The 20,896-nt window shown below is 72.3% G+C and carries 18 protein-coding genes and 1 riboswitch; of the genes, 12 read left to right on the top strand and 6 right to left on the bottom strand.

Features of this window, described 5'->3' with window-relative positions; translation table 11 throughout:
- The 3 genes from IEZ25_RS11320 to mfd are packed head-to-tail and all read right to left on the bottom strand — an operon-like array spanning window position 1 to window position 4,710.
- A complete protein-coding gene (locus IEZ25_RS11320; RefSeq protein ID WP_191199526.1) occupies window positions 1-417 on the bottom strand; it encodes a MazG nucleotide pyrophosphohydrolase domain-containing protein in 417 nt (138 codons plus the stop codon).
- A 13-nt stretch (window positions 418-430) separates the two neighbouring features.
- Window positions 431-1,126 (bottom strand): SurA N-terminal domain-containing protein, encoded by a 696-nt coding sequence (locus tag IEZ25_RS11325; protein WP_191199527.1) that lies wholly within the window; start codon window positions 1,124-1,126, stop codon window positions 431-433.
- Between the two features lie 2 nt (window positions 1,127-1,128).
- Window positions 1,129-4,710: a transcription-repair coupling factor gene (gene mfd / locus IEZ25_RS11330; protein WP_397183734.1), complete on the bottom strand. Its 3,582-nt coding sequence runs from the start codon at window positions 4,708-4,710 to the stop codon at window positions 1,129-1,131.
- 226 nt (window positions 4,711-4,936) lie between these two features.
- Between mfd and IEZ25_RS11335 the strand changes: the two genes are divergently transcribed.
- The 4 genes from IEZ25_RS11335 to IEZ25_RS11350 all read left to right on the top strand — a co-directional run bounded on the left by IEZ25_RS11335 (window position 4,937) and on the right by IEZ25_RS11350 (window position 9,024).
- Window positions 4,937-5,638 (top strand): hypothetical protein, encoded by a 702-nt coding sequence (locus IEZ25_RS11335; protein WP_191199528.1) that lies wholly within the window; start codon window positions 4,937-4,939, stop codon window positions 5,636-5,638.
- 114 nt (window positions 5,639-5,752) lie between these two features.
- Window positions 5,753-6,466 (top strand): hypothetical protein, encoded by a 714-nt coding sequence (locus IEZ25_RS11340; RefSeq protein ID WP_191199529.1) that lies wholly within the window; start codon window positions 5,753-5,755, stop codon window positions 6,464-6,466.
- A 24-nt stretch (window positions 6,467-6,490) separates the two neighbouring features.
- The gene (locus IEZ25_RS11345; RefSeq protein ID WP_191199530.1) at window positions 6,491-7,441 is read left to right on the top strand and encodes a lytic transglycosylase domain-containing protein; all 951 of its coding nucleotides are present in this window, start codon (window positions 6,491-6,493) and stop codon (window positions 7,439-7,441) included.
- Between the two features lie 65 nt (window positions 7,442-7,506).
- A complete protein-coding gene (locus IEZ25_RS11350; protein ID WP_191199531.1) occupies window positions 7,507-9,024 on the top strand; it encodes a M20/M25/M40 family metallo-hydrolase in 1,518 nt (505 codons plus the stop codon).
- A 12-nt stretch (window positions 9,025-9,036) separates the two neighbouring features.
- On the opposite strand, the gene IEZ25_RS11355 is transcribed toward IEZ25_RS11350, so the two are convergent.
- On the bottom strand, window positions 9,037-9,453 hold the full coding sequence (locus IEZ25_RS11355) for a VOC family protein (RefSeq protein ID WP_191199532.1): 417 nt from the start codon (window positions 9,451-9,453) through the stop codon (window positions 9,037-9,039).
- A gap of 48 nt (window positions 9,454-9,501) precedes the next feature.
- Window positions 9,502-9,566, top strand: a riboswitch (guanidine-III (ykkC-III) riboswitch).
- A 12-nt stretch (window positions 9,567-9,578) separates the two neighbouring features.
- On the opposite strand from IEZ25_RS11355, the gene IEZ25_RS11360 reads away from it, so the two are divergent.
- Complete coding sequence (locus tag IEZ25_RS11360) at window positions 9,579-9,893, top strand: DMT family transporter (protein WP_191199533.1); 315 nt, start codon at window positions 9,579-9,581, stop codon at window positions 9,891-9,893.
- Window positions 9,894-9,908: 15 nt separating this feature from the next.
- Here IEZ25_RS11360 and IEZ25_RS11365 read toward each other — a convergent pair whose 3' ends face one another.
- Together IEZ25_RS11365 and IEZ25_RS11370 are read right to left on the bottom strand one after the other, a co-directional pair.
- Window positions 9,909-10,679 carry a 3'(2'),5'-bisphosphate nucleotidase CysQ gene (locus IEZ25_RS11365; protein ID WP_191199534.1) on the bottom strand — a complete coding sequence of 257 codons (771 nt, stop codon included), beginning with the start codon at window positions 10,677-10,679 and terminating at the stop codon, window positions 9,909-9,911.
- Window positions 10,680-10,688: 9 nt separating this feature from the next.
- Window positions 10,689-11,417, bottom strand: coding sequence for a helix-turn-helix transcriptional regulator (locus IEZ25_RS11370; RefSeq protein WP_191199535.1), 729 nt, complete (start codon window positions 11,415-11,417; stop codon window positions 10,689-10,691).
- A 371-nt stretch (window positions 11,418-11,788) separates the two neighbouring features.
- On the opposite strand from IEZ25_RS11370, the gene IEZ25_RS11375 reads away from it, so the two are divergent.
- The 7 genes from IEZ25_RS11375 (at window position 11,789) to IEZ25_RS11405 (ending at window position 20,874) form a co-directional block, all read left to right on the top strand.
- On the top strand, window positions 11,789-13,279 hold the full coding sequence (locus tag IEZ25_RS11375) for a sensor histidine kinase (RefSeq protein ID WP_191199536.1): 1,491 nt from the start codon (window positions 11,789-11,791) through the stop codon (window positions 13,277-13,279).
- Window positions 13,254-13,940 (top strand): response regulator transcription factor, encoded by a 687-nt coding sequence (locus IEZ25_RS11380; RefSeq protein WP_191199537.1) that lies wholly within the window; start codon window positions 13,254-13,256, stop codon window positions 13,938-13,940. The genes IEZ25_RS11375 and IEZ25_RS11380 overlap by 26 nt, the downstream gene beginning before the upstream one ends.
- A 28-nt stretch (window positions 13,941-13,968) precedes the next feature.
- A complete protein-coding gene (gene asnB / locus IEZ25_RS11385; RefSeq protein WP_224748850.1) occupies window positions 13,969-15,795 on the top strand; it encodes an asparagine synthase (glutamine-hydrolyzing) in 1,827 nt (608 codons plus the stop codon).
- A gap of 373 nt (window positions 15,796-16,168) precedes the next feature.
- Window positions 16,169-17,677 (top strand): exopolysaccharide biosynthesis polyprenyl glycosylphosphotransferase, encoded by a 1,509-nt coding sequence (locus tag IEZ25_RS11390; RefSeq protein WP_191199538.1) that lies wholly within the window; start codon window positions 16,169-16,171, stop codon window positions 17,675-17,677.
- A gap of 113 nt (window positions 17,678-17,790) precedes the next feature.
- On the top strand, window positions 17,791-18,576 hold the full coding sequence (locus IEZ25_RS11395) for a hypothetical protein (RefSeq protein ID WP_191199539.1): 786 nt from the start codon (window positions 17,791-17,793) through the stop codon (window positions 18,574-18,576).
- Window positions 18,577-18,581: 5 nt separating this feature from the next.
- Window positions 18,582-19,847 carry an MFS transporter gene (locus tag IEZ25_RS11400; protein WP_191199540.1) on the top strand — a complete coding sequence of 422 codons (1,266 nt, stop codon included), beginning with the start codon at window positions 18,582-18,584 and terminating at the stop codon, window positions 19,845-19,847.
- A gap of 7 nt (window positions 19,848-19,854) precedes the next feature.
- Entirely contained in the window at window positions 19,855-20,874 is a 1,020-nt protein-coding gene (locus IEZ25_RS11405) for a TolB-like translocation protein (protein WP_191199541.1), read from the top strand.
- The last annotated feature ends 22 nt before the right edge of the window (window positions 20,875-20,896 follow it).

Consider the following 20,896-nt stretch of genomic DNA (forward strand, 5'->3'; position numbering starts at 1 on the left):
TCAGCCGTCGGTCGTCTTCTCCGTCGTCCGCTCGGCTGCCTTCGCCGCGTCGTAGAGCACCATCACCTCGTCGACGGTGGTGGCGACCGCGTCACCGAAGACGTGGGGGTTGCGTCGCTCCATCTTGGCGATGACGCCGCGGGCCACGTCGTCGAGCGTGAACTGTCCCGCCTCCTCCGCGATCACCGCGTGGATCACGACCTGGAGCAGGAGGTCACCGAGCTCGTCGCACAGCGCGGCGGGGTCGCCGGACTCGATCGCCTCGACCACCTCCTCGGCCTCCTCCCGCACGTAGGGGATGAGCGAGGTGTGCGTCTGCTCGCGCTTCCAGGGACACTCACGCTGCAGTCGCCGCATCTGGTCGGCGAAGGCCTCGAGGGACGAGCCCTCACCCGGTCGCGGTGCGGGCGTCGTCATCGGGACCGGCCGCTCAGCCGCAGCGGTGCTCGAGGGGCAGCGTGGCGGCGTACGCCGCGTCGGGCTCCTCGTTGAGCCCGTCCTTCGCCGTCTTGCTGACGGCCACGGAGGTGTTCGTGTCGATCGGCGAGAGCACCCCGTCGACACTCTCGAGGCCGTAGCGCGGGTCGATGTCGATGCCGTTGGCTGCCGGCCACGTGTTGAACACCTCGGCGCCGGCCTGGGTGATCTGCTCCTCGGTGGGGTCGGGGTTGCCCTGGTCCGCGAGGACGATCTTGCCGACCTGGCCGACGACGTCGTTGGCCAGCGCGTTGGCGGTGGTGAGCTCCAGGTAGGTGTCCTGCACGTCCTCGGGCAGCGCGGCGACGCTGCCGCGGCTCTGGGAGACGGCGTTCTGGTAGGTCGATCCCGGCTCGACGTCGTAGTCGGCGGCGACCTGCAGCGCCTGCGCGCGCAGCGTCAGCAGCTGGACGGTGCCCTGCCGCACGAAGCCCATCGGCAGCACCGTGCCGCTGGCGGCGAACTGGTCGCCGAGGGCCGTGCACATCTCGCCCGCCGCCTGGTCGACCTGCCGGACGGTGATCTCGTCGTCGCCGACCTTGACCGCGACCCCCGGCGACGCGCTCCCGCACCCGGTCAGGAGCAGTCCGACGACCACCGTCGTCGCGGCCGTCATCAGGCGGGGCCCGACCTTGCTGTGCTGCCTCACGGTCACTCCTTGCTCGAGGTGGCGGGTGTCCCGGGCGCCGGGACGTCGATGATGTCGTCGATCACACCGCGGGCCCATTCAAGCAGGGCCACTCCCGACACCGGTTGCACGGGGAAGCCGCTGCTCTGGGGTCGCGGCACGAGGATGGTGCTGACCGGCGCCTTGACGACGCTGCGCGGGTGCAGCCGCTGGAGGCGTACGACGCGGGACTCGGGCAGGTCGACCGGCGCGAACCGGACGTACTTGCCCGCCACCGTCACCTCCTTCACGCCGGCCTGGCGGCAGCGCGCCCGGAAGCGGGCGACGAACAGCAGCGACTCCACGACCTCGGGGGGAGCGCCGTAGCGGTCGACCAGCTCGGCACGGACCTCGTCGACGTCGGCGTCGGTGCGCACCTCGGCGAGGCGCTTGTAGATCTCCAGGCGCAACCGCTCGCTGGGGATGTAGTCGTGCGGCAGGTGGGCGTCGACCGGCAGCTCGATGCGCACCTCGCCCAGCTCCTCCTCGCCACCGCCTCCCTTGAAGTCGGCCACGGCCTCCCCGACGAGCCGGACGTAGAGGTCGAACCCGACGTCGGCGATGTGGCCGGACTGCTCGCCGCCGAGCAGGTTGCCGGCCCCGCGGATCTCCAGGTCCTTCATCGCGATGGCCATGCCGCCGCCGAGGTCGGAGTGCTGGGCGAGGGTCGCGAGGCGCTCGTGGGCGGTCTCGGTCATCGGCTTCTCGGCCGGGTAGAGGAAGTAGGCGTAGGCGCGCTCGCGGGACCGACCGACCCGGCCGCGCAGCTGGTGGAGCTGGGAAAGGCCGAGCGTGTCCGAGCGCTCGATGATCATCGTGTTGGCGTTGGACACGTCGAGACCGCTCTCCACGATGGTCGTGCAGACCAGCACGTCGAAGCTCTTCTCCCAGAAGTCGAGCATGACCTGCTCGAGGGCGTGCTCGCCCATCTGTCCGTGCGCCGTCGCGACCCGCGCCTCGGGCACCAGCTCGCGGATCCGGGCGGCCGCCTTCTCGATCGACTGCACCCGGTTGTGGATGTAGAAGACCTGGCCCTCGCGCAGCAGCTCGCGGCGCACGGCCGCGACGACCTGGCGGTCCTCGTAGGCGCCCACGTAGGTGAGGACCGGGTGCCGCTCCTCCGGCGGCGTGGTGATCGTCGACATCTCACGGATGCCCGTCACCGCCATCTCGAGGGTGCGCGGGATCGGCGTCGCGCTCATCGACAGCACGTCGACGGACGTGCGCATCCGCTTCATCTGCTCCTTGTGCTCGACGCCGAAGCGCTGCTCCTCGTCGACGATGATCAGACCGAGGTCCTTCATCTTGATCTCGGGGTTGAGCAGGCGGTGGGTGCCGACCACGATGTCGACCGAGCCGTCGGTCAGTCCGGCGATGACCTCCTTGGCCTCCTTGTCGGTCTGGAAGCGCGACAGGCCCTTGATGACGACCGGGAAGCCCGTCATCCGCTCCGAGAAGGTCGACATGTGCTGGGTCACCAGCAGCGTCGTCGGCACCAGCACGGCGACCTGCTTGCCGTCCTGCACGGCCTTGAACGCCGCCCGCACCGCGATCTCGGTCTTGCCGTAGCCGACGTCGCCGCACACGAGCCGGTCCATCGGCACGACCTGTCGCATGTCGGCCTTCACCTCGTCGACCGTGGTCAGCTGGTCGACGGTCTCGGTGAAGGGGAAGGCGTCCTCGAGCTCACGCTGCCACGGGGTGTCGGGCCCGTAGGCGTAGCCCTTCGTGGCCTGCCGAGCGGCGTAGAGCTTGATGAGCTCGGCGGCGATCTCGCGGACCGCCCGGCGTGCCTTGTTCTTGCGCTTGGTCCAGTCGCCGCCGCCGAGGCGGTCCAGGCTCGGGTTCTCGCCGCCGACGTAGCGGGTGACCTGGTCGAGCGTGTCGGCCGGGACGTAGAGCATGTCGTTGGGGCCGCCGCGCTTGCTGGCGCCGTACTCCAGCACGAGGTACTCGCGCACCGCGCCACCGATCTCGCGCTGCTTCATCTCGACGAAGCGACCCACTCCGTGCTGCTCGTGCACGACGTAGTCGCCGGCCTTGAGCTCGAGCGGGTCGATCTGCTTCTTGCGACGCGTGGGCATCTTGCGCATGTCGCGCGTGGACGTCTTCTGGCCCGAGAGGTCGTCGCCGGTGACGATCGCGAGCCGGGCCTCGTCGTCGACGAGACCGTTGACGACGGCTCCGCAGGTCACCGTGACGACACCCGGGTCGGCGGTGTCGCCCTCCTCGACGAGGCGGGCGGCGATGTCGTTCTCCCCGAGCAGCTCGACGAAGCGCTGGGCCGGGCCGTGGCCGGCGTGGACCACGACGACCTCGAGGCCCTCGGTGACCCAGCCGCGGATGTCGTCGACGGCCTTCTGCAGGTCGCCGCGGTAGGCCTCGGCGGGGTGCGTGGGCAGCGCGCGCGCCGGCACACCGGCAGTCTCCGCGTCGGCGACCGCGTCGCCCGGCTCGTCGGTGTCGATGCCGAAGGGCGACACCGACCACCAGGCATGGCCGAGGCCCAGCGCGTGCAGCCGCACGTCGGCGATCTCGCGGTACGACGCGGCGCCGAGGTCGATCGGCGCGGTGCCACCACCGGCCGCAGCAGCCCACGACGCCCCGAGGAACTCCTCGCTCGTCGCGACGAGGTCGTGGGCGCGGGTGCGGGCGCGCTCGGGGTCGAGGACCAGCACCGTGGTGTCGCCCGGCATCAGGTCGACGAGCAGCTCCATCGAGTCCACGAGCACCGGTGCCAGGGACTCCATGCCCTCGACCGCGATGCCGGCCGCCATCTTGTCGGTGAGCTCGAGCAGCTGCGGGTGCGCCTCGCCGAGCTCGGCAGCGCGACGGCGCACGTCGTCGGTGAGCAGCAGCTCGCGGCACGGCGGCGCCCACAGGCGCTCCACCGTCTCGAGCGTGCGCTGGTCGGCGACGGAGAAGGCACGGATCTCCTCGACGTCGTCACCCCAGAACTCCACGCGCAGCGGGTGCTCCTCGGTGGGCGGGAAGACGTCGACGATGCCACCGCGCACCGCGAACTCTCCACGGCGCTCGACCATGTCGACGCGGGAGTACGCCGCCTCGGCCAGGCCGCGCACGACCTCCTCGAGCGGTCGCGACTCGCCCGGCGCCAGCTCGACCGGCGCGATGTCGGCCAGGCCGGGGACCTGCGGCTGGAGCAGGCTGCGGATCGGCGCGACGACGACCCGGAGCGGTCCGTTGCTGGCGTCGGTGCCGGGGTGGCGCAGCCGCCGCAGCACGGCGAGCCGCCGACCGACGGTGTCGCTGCGCGGGCTGAGCCGCTCGTGCGGGAGCGTCTCCCAGCTCGGGTAGTAGGCGACCGTGTCGGGGTCGACGAGGTCGGCCAGCTCCTCGACGAGGTCCTCCGCCTCCCGCGAGGTCGCGGTCACCGCGAGCACGGTGCGGCCGCGCTCGACCAGGCCGTGCACCACGAACGGCCGGACCGCGCCCGGACCCGTCAGGTCGAGCGCGGACTGCAGCGCGGCATCGGCCAGCGCGCCGCCGAGCGTGGGCGCGGACACGAGGCGGCCGGCGACGGCGAGGAGGGGGGTGGACGACACCGGGGGTCCCTTCGAGAGCAACAGAACGACCCCCGGATCCGCGAGGAACGGGGGGTGCTGAGAGTCTACGACCGGTGCCCGACAGCGGCGCGCCGAGTGCGTCCACCACTACCCGGAAGCGGGGGTGTTTGCACCGGGCGTCACACGGGTATCACTCACCTCAGCACCCGTTGCGTGGGCAGCGGGACCACCCAGAGAAGTTCACCTGAGAGGAACACGGGGACACATGCGTATCAACCGTCTCGTCGCCGGCACCGTCAGTGCCGGCCTGCTCGGCCTCGCGCCGATCGCCATCGCCGCACCCAGCCACGCCACCGAGAACCGCACCGCCGCGGTCGTGGCGACGCCCAGTGCGCCGGCGCTCACCCTCGGTGACGACTTCAGCGTCAGCGTCACCGTGACCGACACCGCCGACGGCTCCAGCGTCTACAACGGCACCTCGACCCTCTACGCGCTCGCACCCGGCGCCGCCGAGTACGCCCCGGTCGCCACCGGCACCTCGGCCTCGAGCTCGTTCTTCGACGTCAAGCCGAAGACCAACACCACCTACAAGGTCGTCTACAGCGGCTACACCGCCACCTCGACCTACCAGAACAACTACGCGGTGGCGGAGTCCGCGCCGTTCACCGTGGGCGTCGCGCGCAAGCTCGTCATCAAGAACCCGCGCGGCACCTTCATCAAGGGCAAGGTCAAGCCCAAGTACGCGAAGAAGAAGATCGTGATCCAGAAGAAGGTCGGCAAGAAGTGGAAGAAGTTCCGCACGCTGAAGACCAACAAGAAGAGCGCGTTCCAGACCACGCTGCCGGCCTCGAAGAAGCGCACCTTCTTCCGGTTCATCGTCAAGGGCAACGCGAAGTACATCGACACGGTCGCTGAGGGCTCGACGATCAGCTACCGCTCGGCATCGCCGCGGGTCACCCTGGGCTGACCACCCGACCTGCTGTTCCACGCGCGACGGCGCATCGCTCACAACTTTGAGCGGTGCGCCGTCGTCGTACGTCTGACACAGTGCCGCCATCACCCCCTCAGAGAGGACCCGGACGTGAGCACCACCAGGCGCCTCGCCGCGAACCTGACGACCGTCGCGCTCCTCGGCCTCACGCCGATCGCCCTCGCTCCGCCTTCCCGGGCCGCGGCGACCGTGGAGACCTTCACGATCGCCGCGCCGAGCGCGACCGTGGTCGAGTACGGCTCCACCTTCGACATCGACGTCGACCTCGACAGCGCGAGCGGCACCACCCCGACCAAGGGCGTCACCACGCTGCTCGCCCTGCCGGCCGGTGGCCGCACGTGGGTGCCGGTCGCGACGGCCACCTCGACGGGCGGAGACTTCCTGGGCGTGACTCCGGCGCTCAACACGACGTACAAGGTCGCCTACGCCGGCTACACCCCCACGGGCTCGAGCTCGACCGAGGACACCTACTCCCCCAGCGAGTCCGACACCTTCGTCATCGGCGTGGCCCGCACCATCACCCACCCCACGAGCGGCTTCGTGCTCAAGGGCACGGTGGCCCCGGAGTTCGGCAAGAAGAAGATCACCATCCGGGCCAGCAAGTCGCGCAAGCGCGGCTTCAAGCCGTTCCGGACCATCAAGACCACCAGGACAGGGAGCTATCGCACCCGACTGCCGGCCCGGGACGGCACCTGGTACTGGAAGGTGTCCGTGCGCGGCGACTCCCGCTTCCGCGGCAACGGCTACGTCTGGAAGACCGAGGTCTTCCACCGCTCCGCCACCCGTGCAGGCGTCGGCGCCTGACGGCGCGGCATGTGACAGTGGGGCATGACCCGGACCACGCTGATCGCCGCCGTCCTGGTGGCCACGACCGCGTGCACGGGGGCGTCCCGGCCGGCATCGGACCCCGGTGAGGATCCTCGCCCGGCCGACGTGGTCGTGTCCCGGACGGCCGCGCCCGACGACGTCCCTCCCGAGCTCGAGCCCGCCCTCGCCGGCACGCCGCGCCGCCCGGGCTCACCCGCAGACGCGGCTGCGATGGTGGAGGCCGCCCAGCGGGTGATCCGCTCCGAGCAGCCCGAGGCCGGCCTGCTCACCGCGGCCGGTCACACCGCCCAGCTCGCGGTCCGCGAGGTCGCCGTACGCCGTTCGTGGTTGCCGCGTGTGCTCGACCGGCTCCGCCCCGCCGACCGGCGGTGGTTGCGGGCCAACGTGGCGGCGCGACGCGAGTTCCGCTCGATGCACCCGAGCGCCGACGCCGACCTCGCCGCCGAGCTTCCGGCGTGGCGCATCGTCGCCCCCGCGTCCGAGCGCACCCTGATGCGCAGCTATCGGGGGGCACAGCGTCGCTTCGGCGTCGACTGGGAGTACCTCGCCGCGATCAACCTGGTCGAGACCGCGTTCGGCCGGATCCGTGGCACCTCGGTGGCCGGCGCCCAGGGGCCGATGCAGTTCATCCCCACGACCTGGGACATCTACGGTGCGGGCGGGGACATCGATGACGCGCACGACGCGATCCTGGCCGCGGGACGGTTGCTGCGTGCCAACGGCTTCGCCCGCGACAAGGCAGCCGCGCTCTGGCGCTACAACAACTCCTGGGCCTACGTCCGCGCCGTCACGCACCACGCCGAGACCATGCGGAGAGACCCACGCCAGCTCCGCGGCTACCTCGCCCGGCAGGTCTACTACCTGACCCGGATCGGGAGCGTGTGGCTGCCCGAGGGCTACGCCCGGACGGCGCCGGTGCCGGTGCAGACCTACGTCGAGCGACATCCGTAGCGACTGCCCTGAGTGGTCCCAAGGTCGGATGACCGCGCGTCGCGCCCGACATAGGTTCGGATGCCATGAACCACATCTCGGGAACAGACCAGACCACCGTCCACCCCTCTGACGACCGCTCTCCCGACCGGGCCGCACGGGGCGCTCTCAGCCGTCGCGGGCTCATCGGCGGGGCCGCCGGAGGCGTCGCCCTCGTCGCTGCCGGCCAGCCCGCCTGGGCCGCCGGTGCCACCCGACCGGGTGCCGTCCGCGCGCCCGCCCTGCGCCCGCGCGACAACCAGGTCGTGCGCAAGATCCGGCCCGCGCGGGCGCTCGCCGACCTCCGCGTGCTCTCCGAGCAGATCGGCCCCCGCATCGGCGGCACCGCGTCGGAGAAGGCAGCCGCGGAGTTCGCCCTGACCTCCTTCCGCAAGGCCGGGTGCAGCGACGTACGCCTCGAGCCGTTCGCGGTGGCCGACAAGTTCCTCGCCGACATCGGCGACCCGGACGGGCAGCTCGACGACGACGTCTGCTGGCAGGCCGGCGCCTCGCCCGACGCCGGTCTGGACGCCAGCGTCACCGGTCGCGTGGTCGACGTGAAGGGAGCGGCCGCGCCGGTGTGGCCCGAGGATCCCGCGGCCGTCACGGGCGCCGTGCTGCTCGCCGACGACGTGCAGGGAACCGACCCGGTGGCCCGCGTCAACCAGCGGGCGGCCTTCGTCCTCGACGCGCAGGCCCGTGGTGCGGCCGCCGTCGTGCTGCTGCCGGCAGACCTGGAGTTCCCCCGCCGCGCCTCGGCGGCCTCGCCCCGACTGGTCCCCACGACCGGGTCGACGCCCCCTCCCTGGGCCGCCGTCGCGACCATCCCGGTGCTCGGCGTCGCACAGGTGCAGAAGCGACTGCTGCGCGAGGACCTCTCGGTCCGGCCACTGCGGCTCACCATCGCCACCACGTCGCACCGCGGCCTCACCAGCAACAACGTGTTCGCCGACACCCCGGGCCGGCAGGGCCCGAACGGCTCGGTCGTCTACATCTCCGGCCACTACGACTCCGTGATCGGCGCGCCCGGGGCCAACGACGACGGCTCGGGCACGGTGCTGACCCTCGAGCTGGCGCGGGTGCTGAAGACGATGCCGAAGGCCGACGCCACGATCCGGCTGGCACTGTGGGGCTCGGAGGAGCAGGGCCTCATCGGCTCGCGCCACCACGTCGCGCAGCTCCCGCAGGCGCAGCGCGACCGGGTCCGCGGGGTCTTCCAGAACGACATGGTCGGCACCAGCTGGAGCCCCGCCAGCCGCTACTGGCTGCTGTCGTTCTCCGGCACGGGCAACGCCACGACCGACCGCATCCAGGCGGCTGCCTCGCGGCTGGGCTACGAGCCGCGGATCTCCCCCGTGACCGAGCGCGGCGCCAGCGACCACCAGTCCTTCCAGGAGGTCGGCATCGCCTCGGCGAACTTCTCCTGGCGCGGAGAGGCGACCCCGGCGCTGCTCGAGCCGCCGTACCACTCCCCCGAGGACACCATCGCGCGCAACATCAGCATGGACCGGCTCACGGTGAGCATGGAGATGATCGGCTGCGCGGCCTACGACCTGGCCAACTGACCTCGGAGGGGGTCAGCCCTGCTCAGGCGGGGTGGGGCCGGCGTCCACCTCCGCCTGCGAGCGCAGGATGCAGAGCTGGTTGCCCTCCGGGTCGGCGAAGACGACCCATCCGGTACCGGGTCCGTACTGCCCGCGATGATCGGCGACCTCGGTCGCGCCCAGGCCACGCACGCGCTCGATCTCCTCGTCGCGGCTCCCCGCACGGGGGCGCAGGTCGAAGTGGATCCGCTTCGCCGGCAGGTCGGCGTCGGGCACTTGGAGGAAGAGCAGGCGGTGGCCGGTGTCGGGGTCGCGGATCTCGCACTCCTCGTGCCCCGGCTCGTTGGGGTCGTCCTCGATGTCGACGTAGCCGAGCAGCTCCTTCCACCACTCGGAGAGCGCGTAGGCGTCGTGGCAGTCGATGGTCGTGTGGGAGACGAAGGAGGTCATGGACCCACGCTGGCAAGGTGTGCGTCGACCCGCAACCGGATATGGTCGGACCCGCCCGACCACCGGGCGACCCGACGAGGGAGCCGTACCGGGAACGCGACAAGACGGCCGTCGAGGAGATGGCCATGTCGTGGTTCGTGCTCGTCCTGTCCGGATTGCTGGAGGCCGTGTGGGCCACCGCCCTGAGCAGGTCCGACGGCCTCACCCGCCTCGCCCCCACGGCCACGTTCGTCGTCGCCCTGGCGCTGAGCATGGGCGGACTGGGCTACGCGATGCGCACGCTGCCGGTCGGCACGTCGTACGCCGTCTGGGTGGGGATCGGCGCCGTCTTGACGGTGGTGGTCGCGATGGTGACTGGCGCGGAGGCGTTCTCGCTGGTCAAGGCGCTGCTGCTCGCCGGCCTCGTCGGCTGCATCGTGGGCCTCAAGCTCGTCCACTGAGGCCCACGACGGTGCTCACGCGGTGCCGTGGCGGCGCACGAAGTCCACGATCTGCTCGGCCAGCTCGGGTCGGCAGACGATGAGGTCGGGAAGCGACGTGTCGTCCTCGTTGTAGACGATCGGCGATCCGTCGACACGGCTGCAGTGCAGGCCGGCGGCGCGGGCGACGGCGACCGGGGCTGCGTTGTCCCACTGGTACTGGCCGCCGGCGTGGACGTAGGCGTCGGCGACGTCGCGGACCACGCTCATCACCTTCACACCCGCGCTGCCCATCGGCACGAGCTCGGCGTCGAGCTCGGCGGCGAGCGCCTCGACGAAGGCCGGCGGGCGGCTGCGGGACACCGCGATGCGGGGGCGCTCGGAGGTGCGCGGGGGCACGACGCTGGGCCGGCCGGTGCTGAAGGTCTCGCCGAGCGCGGGCTGCGCGACGGCGCCGGCGACCAGGTCGCCGTCCTGCCAGAGTGCGACGTGCACCGCCCAGTCGTCCCGTGGCGGCTCGGAGAACTCCCGGGTGCCGTCGAGGGGGTCGATGATCCAGACCCGGCTCGCGCGCAGCCGCGACTTGTCGTCGGCGGCCTCCTCGGAGAGCACCGAGTCGCCGGGGCGGTGCTCGGTGAGGATCCGGTCGAGCTCGGCCTGGGCGGCCGCGTCGCCGGCGTCCTTGAGCGCCTTGCCCTCCAGCCCGTCGGCCTCGGCACCGGCGCGTACGTCGAGCAGCACGGCACCGGCCCGTTCGGCCGCCCAGACGGCGAAGGCGTGGTCGTCGAGCGTGGTGGGATCGATCATGCGCGCAGCCTAGCGACGCTCCCTCACGTCGCTGCCGTCGCTCGACCTCCTGGGTCGCGGCACCAGCCCGCCGCCGTCGGGAGGCGAGGAGACCTGGTGGTACATGGCGACGGCCTCCAGCTGGTTCCTCGCACCGAGCTTGGCCCGCAGTGCCTTGACGTGGCTGCGCACGGTGCCCTGGGCGACACCCATCACGGCACCGACCTCGCTGACCCGCTGCCCCGCGGCGAGGAGCTCGAGCACCCGTCGTTGCTGCGGTGAGAGGGTGGCCATCACGGCCGCGAGCTCTCGACGACGGGCCAGCGCCCGCGACCAGGAGGCCTGCAGCTCGAGACGTTCCTCCGGGGCCATCGACGAGGCGCCCGTGATCAGCCGCTCCACCACCTCGGCCAGCTGGACGACCGACGTGGTCACCGTGACGACGTCGACCGCGTCGCTCTCCAGGAGCCCGCCCCACTGGACCGCCCCGTCCTCCGTGGTCACCACGACCACGCGCACGTCACCGAACTGGACGAGCCGGGTGACCTGGTCGACCACCTCGTCGGTCTCGACGCCGTCGAGGATCGCGACGAGGTGGCGCTGGCGGCCGGGGTCGGCATCGTCGGCCTCGCGGTCACGCACCGCGGACTCCCAGGTGCGCGCCTCGGCGGGAGTGCCGACGGACGTGAGTGCCGCGGCCACGGCCTGGGCGACCAGGAGGTGCGGCGACACGACCCAGGCAGGCTGCTGATCGCCCATCACACCTCCCTCAGCGCTGCTCGACGGACCCTGCGTCCAAGCGTCCAGGCCGAGGGAGTGTCGGCGTCGACCCCTCGCGCAACGTGCACAGAATTGGGGAAGGCCAACATTCTCCTCGCAGGTCTCGAGAACCGCGCCACGAGCGTCGCCGAGCGTGCCCCGACGCCGTCCTTGCGGTGGCCTTGAGAGTCGCTTGACCCATACTGATGATGGCCTGTCGGAAAGCGGCTTAGACCACGTTTGCCGCATTGTGGGTAGGCCACGCAGACTCGTCCCTGCCCCCCACCACGAGCTCCACCAGCTGCACCGGAGCCCGGCACGACCATTCAGTTCTCGGCTTGTTCGATCCATCATCCTGTGGGGGGATTTCCATGCGCGAATCAGCGCATCGCAACGAGGGACTGCACCAGCGCGTGGGGGCGCGGGCCGTGGGTGTCTTGTCATTCATGGTCCTGGTGTGGACCGGCTGGGGCGGCATGCTGCCCCCGTCGGCATCAGGCACCTCGACCGGCTCGGTCTCCGACGGCCTGGTCAGCGGCCTGTTCGTGGCGGGTGCCGGCTTCACCGCCGTCGCCAGCTGGCGCCGGCACCGTTCGCGGTCGTCCGGCTGGCTGTTCGCCGTCGGCGCCCTGGTCGCGCTGCAGGCACTGCTCGTCGCCCTGCCGGCCGTCGCGCACCCGCCGCCGCGGATGGCGACCGACTTCGTCGTGCTGCTGACCGTCGGCGTGGCGGGTCTCGGGTGCCTGCTGGGAGCGCTGCGCAGCCTGCGCGAGGAGCGCCACGTGGCCGACGACCTGTTCGGCATCGGCCTGGGCCTCGGTCTCATGGCAGCGGGGCACCTGCTGCTCCTGGTGCCGGTGGCCACGCCCGTCGCACCCCCGATGCTGGTGCTGGTCGGGGTGCTGGTCGGCACGCACGCCACCGCAGCGGCACTGGTCGTGCGGCAACGGGTGCTGTCACCGGCCACCGCCGGCCTCGTCGTCGCGACCGTCCTGGTGGTCGCCGCCGGACTCGGGGTGATGGTCGGCCACCTGCAGGGCAGCATCTGGGACGTGCTGGCATCTCTCGGCCTCGCCGCCGTGGGCGCCGCCTGGCTCGGAGCCGCCTGGAGCGGCATCCAACAGGGCGCCGAGCGCACCGACACCCGTCGTCGCGCGGAGATCGAGGAAGAGATCGAGTTCGCCGTCCAGGCCACCGAGCGCGACCGCCGCGAGCGGATGCACGAGCTGCGCAGCACCCTCGCCGGCCTGGTCCAGGGCTCCTCGCTCCTCGACAGCTCCGACCTGCCGCTCGAGACCCGCCAGCGCCTGCTCGGCTCGGTCCGCCGCGAGCTCGATCGCATGGTGCGGCTGCTCTCGGGCGAGGAGGAGCCACCGACCGACCTCGACCTCGACGAGGCGCTCGGACTGATGGTGGACCTCCAGCACCTCAAGGGCCGCAAGGTCGAGCTGCAGACCAGCGGGGCCCAGGTCACCGCGAGGTACGACTCGCTCGCCGAGGTCGTCAACATCCTCGTGGACAACGCCGCCACCCACGGCGGCACGGACACCAGTCGGGTCGAGGTCGTCCGTCGCGACGACACGGTGGACATCACGGTCACCGACGAGGGGCGCGGCATCCCCGAGCACGAGCGCGAGCGCATCTTCGGCTGGGGCGACCGGGGCGCGGATTCGCCGGGTGAGGGCATCGGCCTCAACCTCGCGCAGCGCCTGGTCGCGCAGGAGGGCGGGTCCCTCCGCCTCGCCGAGCCGCCGGGCGGCGCGGGCTCGTCGTTCGTGATCTCGCTGCCGGCGACCCGGCAGTCCGCGGAGAACCGCACGCGAGGGGAGGTCGACCATGTCGCAGGGCACCGCGCGGGCTGACCACCGCGTCCTCATCATCGACGACCACATGCTGTTCGCGGAGTCGCTCGAGCTCGCCCTCTCCCTGGAGGGATACGACGTACGCCGCCTGGAGCTCCCCAGCGAGGGAGGATCGATGGCCACGGTGCGGTCGCTGGCGCTGCGGGCCAACGCGCGCACGGTGCTCCTCGACCTCGACCTCGGCCGCTTCGGCGACGGCATGAACCTCATCACCCCACTCGCACGCGCCAACGCCAACGTGGTGGTGCTGACCGCGTCGGAGGACATGGGTCGCTGGGGTGCGTGCATGCGGATGGGCGCTCGCAAGGTGCTTCCCAAGACCGGGGCGCTCCAGCAAGCCCTCTCCACGGTGCGCCGCCTGCACCAGGGGCTGCCGGTCGTCACCCGTGAGGAGCTGGAGTCGCTGCTCGAGGTGTGGGCCCGCGACCGGCAGGTCAACGACGACATCCGGCGCCGGCTCGACCTGCTCACGCCACGCGAGCGGCAGGTGCTCGGCTCCCTGATCGAAGGCCGGACCGTGCGCGCGATCTCCCAGGAGAGCGTGGTCTCCGAGGCGACCGTGCGCACGCAGGTCAAGTCCATCCTCGGCAAGCTGGAGGTCTCCTCGCAGCTCGCCGCGGTCGGCATGGCCAACCAGGTCGGCTGGAAGGTCGGCGTATGACGACGAGACGACAGGACGGGGTCTGCTGATGGGTGGCATCGGGGGGATCCGCGTCTTCGACGGCGGCGAGGTCGCAGCGGGCACGCTGCGGGACATGGCCGACCGGCTGCGCCACCGCGGCCCGGACGGGTCGGGGAGCTGGGTCGGCCCCGACGTCGGCCTCACCCACACCCGCCTCGCCATCCTCGACAGCGAGCACCCGCGACAGCCGATGCACTCCGCGGACGGACGCTGGGTGCTCGTGCTCGACGGCGAGGTCCTGAACCACGCGAGCCTGCGCGGCCACCTCGACTACCCGTTCCGCACCGGCGGCGACACGGAGGTCGTCGTGGCGGGGCTCGCCCTCGAGGGCATCAGCTTCGTCGAACGGATGCAGGGCCAGTTCGCGTTCGTCGCCCATGACCTGCGCACCGGCACCACCCACCTGGTCCGCGACCGGCTCGGGATCATGCCGCTCCACTACCGCCACGTCCCCGGGGGCATGGCCTTCGCCTCGGAGGTGAAGGCACTGCTGACCTCCGGCCCGGCCCCTCGGGTCGACCACCGCAGCCTCGACGCCTATCTCGCCACCCGCGCGGTGCCCGCTCCGGACACCCTGTTCGAGGGCGTGAAGAAGGTCCGGCCGGCACACCGCGTCTCGGTGATGCCCGGCGGCCACGTCGAGGAGACGCAGTGGTGGACGCCACCGGAGTGCGACGCCGACGGCGCGTGGACCCCGGCCGACGCCATCGAGGCTGTCGGCGACGGCGTCCGCGAGGCGGTGCGCTCGGCGCTGGTGGCCGACGTGTCGGTGGGCGCCCACCTGCCCGGCGACCTGGGCAGCAGCCTGGTCGTGGCCCAGATGCGGCAGCTGCGCGGCGACGACGCCGTGCACACCTTCTCGGTCGGCCTGGGAGAGCACGCCGACGACGAGCTGTCGCCCGCACGACGGGTCAGTGGCCTGCTCGGGACGCGCCACCACGAGGTGCAGGTGCACCCCGACGAGCTGGGGGACCTCTGGGCCCGCCTCACCTGGCATCGCGACGCGCCCATCTCCGACCTCGTCGACGTGGCGGCGTTCGGCCTCGCACGCACCGCGCGCGAGCACGTCGGCGTGGTGCTCACCGGCCTCGGTGGCGACGCGCTGTTCGGCGGTCACGCCCGCTACCGCTACGCCCGTCTCGCCGAGCGATCCCACGTCCTGCCGGCGCCGATGCGCAGCCGACTGGCCCCCACCGTCGAGCGTCGCCTCGGCGCGGCGTTCTCCACCGCCGAGCGCGCGCGCCTGCTCGGGGCCTCGGCCCCGGCCGAGCGGCGTACGGCACCCACGCTGGGCAGCGACCCGGTGGACCGGATGCTGCGCCACGACCTGGGCCACGACCTGCCCGACCACCTCCTCGAGCGCGCCGACCGGATGTCGAAGGCCGCCTCGCTGGAGGTCCGCCCCGCACTCCTGGACCATCGCCTCGTCGAGCTGGCGCTGCGGCTGCCGACCTCGGTCAAGCTCCGGGCGGGCTCGACGCAGTGGGTGCTCCGCGAGGTCGCACGTGGGCTGCTGCCCGACGACGTCATCGACCCCCGGCGCCAGGCGCCGCGACCGCATCTGGGCGCCTGGCTGCGCGCCGGTCTGAGCGACACGGTGCGCGAGCGGCTGTCCGGCCGCGGCTCGTGGGTGGGTCAGACCCTGAACCCCTCCATGGTGGACCACCTGGTCGAGCGGCACGAGCGCGGCGACGGGTCCGCCGACGTCGATGTCCGGCTGTGGACGCTCCTGGCCCTCGAGGAGTGGCACGACTGCTTCTTCGGCACCCCGCCGAGCCTGCCGCACCCGCGCCGCGACGCCCAGGTGGTGCCGGTGCCGGCCCCGCACACGTGATCGCGCCGATCCCGCGGGGGCAACGCGTCCGGCGGTTGCGGGCGCGGCACGACGGCCGAGGCGGGGGAACCTCGACCGTCGCTGCTGGTCCGCGTAGGTCCGAGTGACGAGTCGTGGGGGTTCTCGTCACGCAAGCGGCCACCAAGCACGGCGGCCAGTGCTGGACTGGCCTTGCGTGGCGAACCAGCGATGGTGCACTCCTCCGAGCGTAGGTCCGGCCCTGGTCGGTGCCCATCCCTCTGACTGGGTATCTCCCCGCCCTGCACGACTTTCGCTCATTTGCGGCATGCCCGTTCCCGTCGCTGTTCCTAGGCTCGCGACAGGTCAGCAACGGGGCACCTTGGGCGGTGCCTCGAACGGGGGGTCGAGAAGCATGACGCAGGTCGTGGCCAGGGGAATGGCCGAGGTGATCGCGCCCGACAGCACACTGCTGCGGACGCCGGTCCCGCACCCACGAGGAGCCCGGCACTCGGCGCCGCTCCTCCCGCCCGCACCGCCGCTGGTGCCGCCGGTCGAGGCCGCACCCGTCGCGGCGGTCCCGTTCACTCCGCTGCCGTCGCCCGCACGACCGACCTGGCCCTTCGTGGCGATCGACCTCGCACTCGCGCTCGCACTCAGCGGCACCGCGGTCATCATGGAGCTCGTCCCGCTGGCCCTCGCCTGCGTGGCGGCAGCCGGCTGGCCGCTGCTCCTGCTCGTCGCCGGACGCTACGCCCCGCCCTCGCTGGGGCAGGGTCGACTGGCGCGACCCGGGCTCGTCCTCCGCACGGGTGGTCGGGCCGCGATCGTCGCCCTGGCCGTGTCGACCGGGATGATGACCACCCACCTGATCGGTCTCGCGGCGCTCCTGGGCGCGCTCGCCGTGGCCAGCGCCGTGCCCGCACTCGTCGGCGTACGTCGTCGCGGGTTGCGCCTCGTGCTCGCCGGCCGCCCCCGCGACGTCCGCGACGCGCTCGCCGCGCTCTCGCCGGACATGGGCCACGAGGTCGTCGCCGCCTGCCTCACCCGGACGTCGAAGGAGCCGATGGGCGAGCTGCCCACCTACGTCGGCTTCGAGGGCTCACCTGCCGTGGCGCACCACCACCGTGCGGACGCCCTCGTCGTGCTCCCGGGCGCACGCCTCGAGCCGGCCGAGGTTCGCCGGCTGCACTGGTCGCTGGAAGGCGTGGGCACCGAGCTCTACCTCGGCACCGGTCTCCTCGACGTGGAGCCGCAGCGCACCCGCGTGGTCTCCTCGGCCGGGCTCGACGTCCTGCACGTCACGCACCCGGTCCTGGACGGTCCTCGTCGGCTGCTGAAGGACGTCATCGAGCGGTCGGTCGCACTGGTCGCCTTCGTCCTCGCCCTGCCGCTGCTCGCCGTCCTGTGCGTGGCGATCCGTCGTGAGACGCCCGGGCCGGCGCTGTTCCGGCAGCAGCGGATCGGCCGCGACGGCGTGCCGTTCACGATGCTCAAGCTGCGCTCGATGGGGGTCGAGGCAGAGGACGAGAAGTCCGGGCTCGTCGCGCACAACGAGGGCGACGGCATCCTGTTCAAGATCAAGCTCGACCCGCGGATCACCCGGCTCGGCGCGAAGCTGCGCCGCTACTCCCTCGACGAGCTCCCGCAGCTGTGGAACGTCGTGCGCGGCGACATGTCCCTGGTCGGCCCGCGGCCGGCGCTCCCCAGCGAGGTCGCCCGCTACGACGTGGACCCGCGGCGGCGCCTGGTCGTCAAGCCCGGTGTCACCGGCCTGTGGCAGGTCTCCGGGCGCTCGGACCTGACCTGGGCCCAGTCGGTGCGGCTGGACCTGAGGTACGTCGACAACTGGTCGCTGCGCCTCGACCTCGCCATCCTCGCCCGCACCGTCCGGGCCGTCCTCGGCCACCGCGGCGCCTACTGAGCAGCACCCCGCAACTCCCGAACAGCTCCACCACGCTTCCCGGAAAGCACTCCGGGGAACCACCGAAGACAACTGCAGACCAACTGGCACACCGGCCGTGGGGGCGGCACACCATGACGAACAAGCCCGCGAAGGCGGGGATCCTGAGGCTCGCGCTGTTGGGGGCAGCCGCGAGCCTGGTCCTTGCCGGGTGCAGCAACGACCCGACACCCCCTGACGCTGCCGGTCGGACGACGACCGGCGGCGCTTCTGCGCCTGCGGACCCGTCGAGCGACGGTGCGAGCGGCGCCGGGAACGGCACCCGCACGAGCAGTCCGACGGACGAGCCCGACAGCGCGTCGGCGACCCCCGGCACGGGGTCCACCACCGGTGCCGACCCGAGCGGCACGGCCAGCACCGACACCTCGCCGGGCGACACCTCGCCCGGCAACGGCAACGCACAGGACGACGGCGGCAACGGCCTCGAGATGCCGGAGGCCCCCGAGCAGACGGTCACCAGCCTGTCCGAGCTCCTCGGCACGACCAGCAAGGCGCCGCTGGTCTCCGCTCCCCTGCCCCGGGCCGCGAGCGCGACCGGTCGGCTCGTGTCCGACTTCCCGACGCTCCTCCGGCCCTCGCGGGCCAGCCGGGTGACCTCGAGCAGCATCTCGCCGTCGGGCAGCCGGCTGCAGGTGGGGCTCGTCGCGACGACCGCGCTCTCACCCGACGACCTCCTCCTCGCCTACCGCAGTCGCCTCGCCCGGAGCGGGCTGGGCGAGATCGCCACCCCGCCCACCACCCCGGGATCGGTCGCAGCTGCCTTCCGACGGGGGCGCAGCACGATCACCGTCACCGCGACCGAGGACGGCTCCCGGACGACGTACTCCGTGCACGCCTCCCTGCACACCGGGAGCGCGTGAGCCGCATGTACATCACCGTTCGTGATCGGCCCGGCTCCGACCAGGAGCCGTCGGCCTCGGGGACCACCGCGCGCCCACCCGTCGGTCGCGTCGTCATCCTCCTCGGCCTGGTCTCGCTCCTCACCGACGTCTCCTCGGAGTCCGTCTCGGCGATCCTGCCGCTCTACCTCACCGTCGTCGTCGGGCTCTCCCCCGTGGCGTACGGCCTCATCGACGGCCTCTACCAGGGAGTCAGCGCCCTGGTCCGCCTCGGTGGCGGTTGGCTGTCCGACGCCTCCGACCGGCCCAAGTGGGTCGCCTTCCTGGGCTACGGGCTCTCCGCGATCGCCCGGGTGTTCCTGCTCTTCGCGACCGGCGCCGCCGGCATCGCCGCGGTCGTGACCGCCGACCGCATCGGCAAGGGGATCCGCACCGCACCGCGCGACGCGATGATCAGCACCGCGACGCCCAGCGAGCACCTCGGCCGCGCCTTCGGCGTGCACAGGATGCTCGACACGATCGGGGCAGCGCTCGGTCCCCTGATCGCGTTCGGCCTGCTCCTGCTGGTGCCCGACGGCTACTCGGTCGTCCTGGTCGTCTCGCTCGCCTTCGCCCTGGCCGGTGTCGCGCTCCTCGGACTCCTCGGTCCCGACGTGCGGTCCCGGCGTGACCGATCCCCACAGGCGGGCCCGACCCCGCCGCCCTTCCGCTGGCGCGACCTCACCGACCGCCGGCTGCGTCCCCTGCTCGTGATCTCCGGCGTGCTCGGCCTGCTCACGGTCGGCGACGGCTTCATCTACCTCGCGCTGCTCGACCACGGTGGCGTCAACGTGTCGTGGTTCCCGCTGTTCTACGTCGGCACCAACCTCGCCTACCTGCTGCTCGCGGTGCCGATCGGCCAGCTCGCCGACCGGATCGGCCGCGCCCGCATCCTTGTGGTGGGCCACCTCGCCCTGGTGGGCGCCTACCTCTGCTCGGTCCTGCCCACCTCGACCGCCGCGGCCACGGCGGGCACCCTGCTCCTGCTCGGCACCTTCTACGCCGCGACCGACGGTGTGATCGCGGCGATCGCCGGGCGGCTCGTGCCGGTCCAGGCCCGCACCAGCGGCATCGCGGCCGCCCAGACCGTCGTCGCGGTCGCCCGGATGCTCGCCTCCGCAGGCTTCGGCCTGCTCTGGTTCCTCCTCGGTCCCGCGGCCGCGATGGGCACCGTCGCCGCGCTGCTGGTCGTGGCCGTGCTCGTCGCGGCCACCCGCATCTCCCGCCTCGACGGGGCCGAGGTCACGCCGTGATGCGCTCGTGAGCACTCGCGCGCGCGTCGTCTCCTTCGTGGCGATCGTGGTGGTCCTGGTCGTCTCCGCCGGGGTCTACGTCCTGCGGGAGGGCACCGAGGTCCGCGCCGAGCGGGCCGCCGATCCCGCGGCGCCGCAGGCGCCGGTCGCGGCGATCGAGGACGGTCCCCGGATCGTGTTCCGGCACACCGGCCTCGACAACGAGTACGGCGTCGTCGCCATGGTGCCGCTCGACGACCCCGGCGGGCCGCGCGCCTTCACCGGCGTCTCGTGCGACCGGGTCGCGGCCCGGAGCACCGGTGCGTCGTGCCTGGTCACCGACACGGGCATCGCGACGACGTACGAGGCCGACGAGCTCGGACCCGACTGGGAGCCCGTCGACACCTCGGGCCTGCCCGGGATCCCGAGCCGGACGCGCCTGTCTCCTGACGGCTCGCTCGTGGCGACCACGGTCTTCGTGAGCGGGCACTCCTACATGTCCACCGGCTTCTCGACGGCGACCGAGGTGCACGAGTTCGGCGGAGGCAAGCGGTGGGGCAACCTCGAGAAGTTCCAGCTGGTCATCGACGGCGAGGCGGTCAACCCCGTCGATCGCAACATCTGGGGCGTGACCTTCGTCGACGACCGGACCTTCTACGCGACAGTCGGGACCGGCGGCACGACGTGGCTGGTCGAGGGTGACCTCGCCGCGCGCACGCTGACCTCGGTCTCGGAGCACGCGGAGTGCCCGTCCCTGTCGCCCGACGGCTCGAAGGTGGCCTTCAAGGTCGACGTCGACCCCAGTCGCAGGATCGTCTGGCAGATCGCGGTCCTCGACCTGGCCACGGGTGAGCGCACCCTGTTGGCGAAGGGACCGCGCGGGCTCGACGACCAGGTCGAGTGGCTCGACGACGACACGCTGCTCTACGGCATGCCCCGCGCAGACGACGCGGGCGTAACCGACGTCTGGTCGGTCGACACGACGGCCGATGCCGAGCCGCAGCTGCTCATCGAGCAGGCGTGGTCGCCCACCGTGGTGCGCGACTAGGTCACGCACCGACCGCCCGGGC

The sequence above is a fragment of the Nocardioides hwasunensis genome, from assembly GCF_014779665.1.
GTDB classification, from domain to species: Bacteria; Actinomycetota; Actinomycetes; order Propionibacteriales; family Nocardioidaceae; genus Nocardioides; species Nocardioides hwasunensis.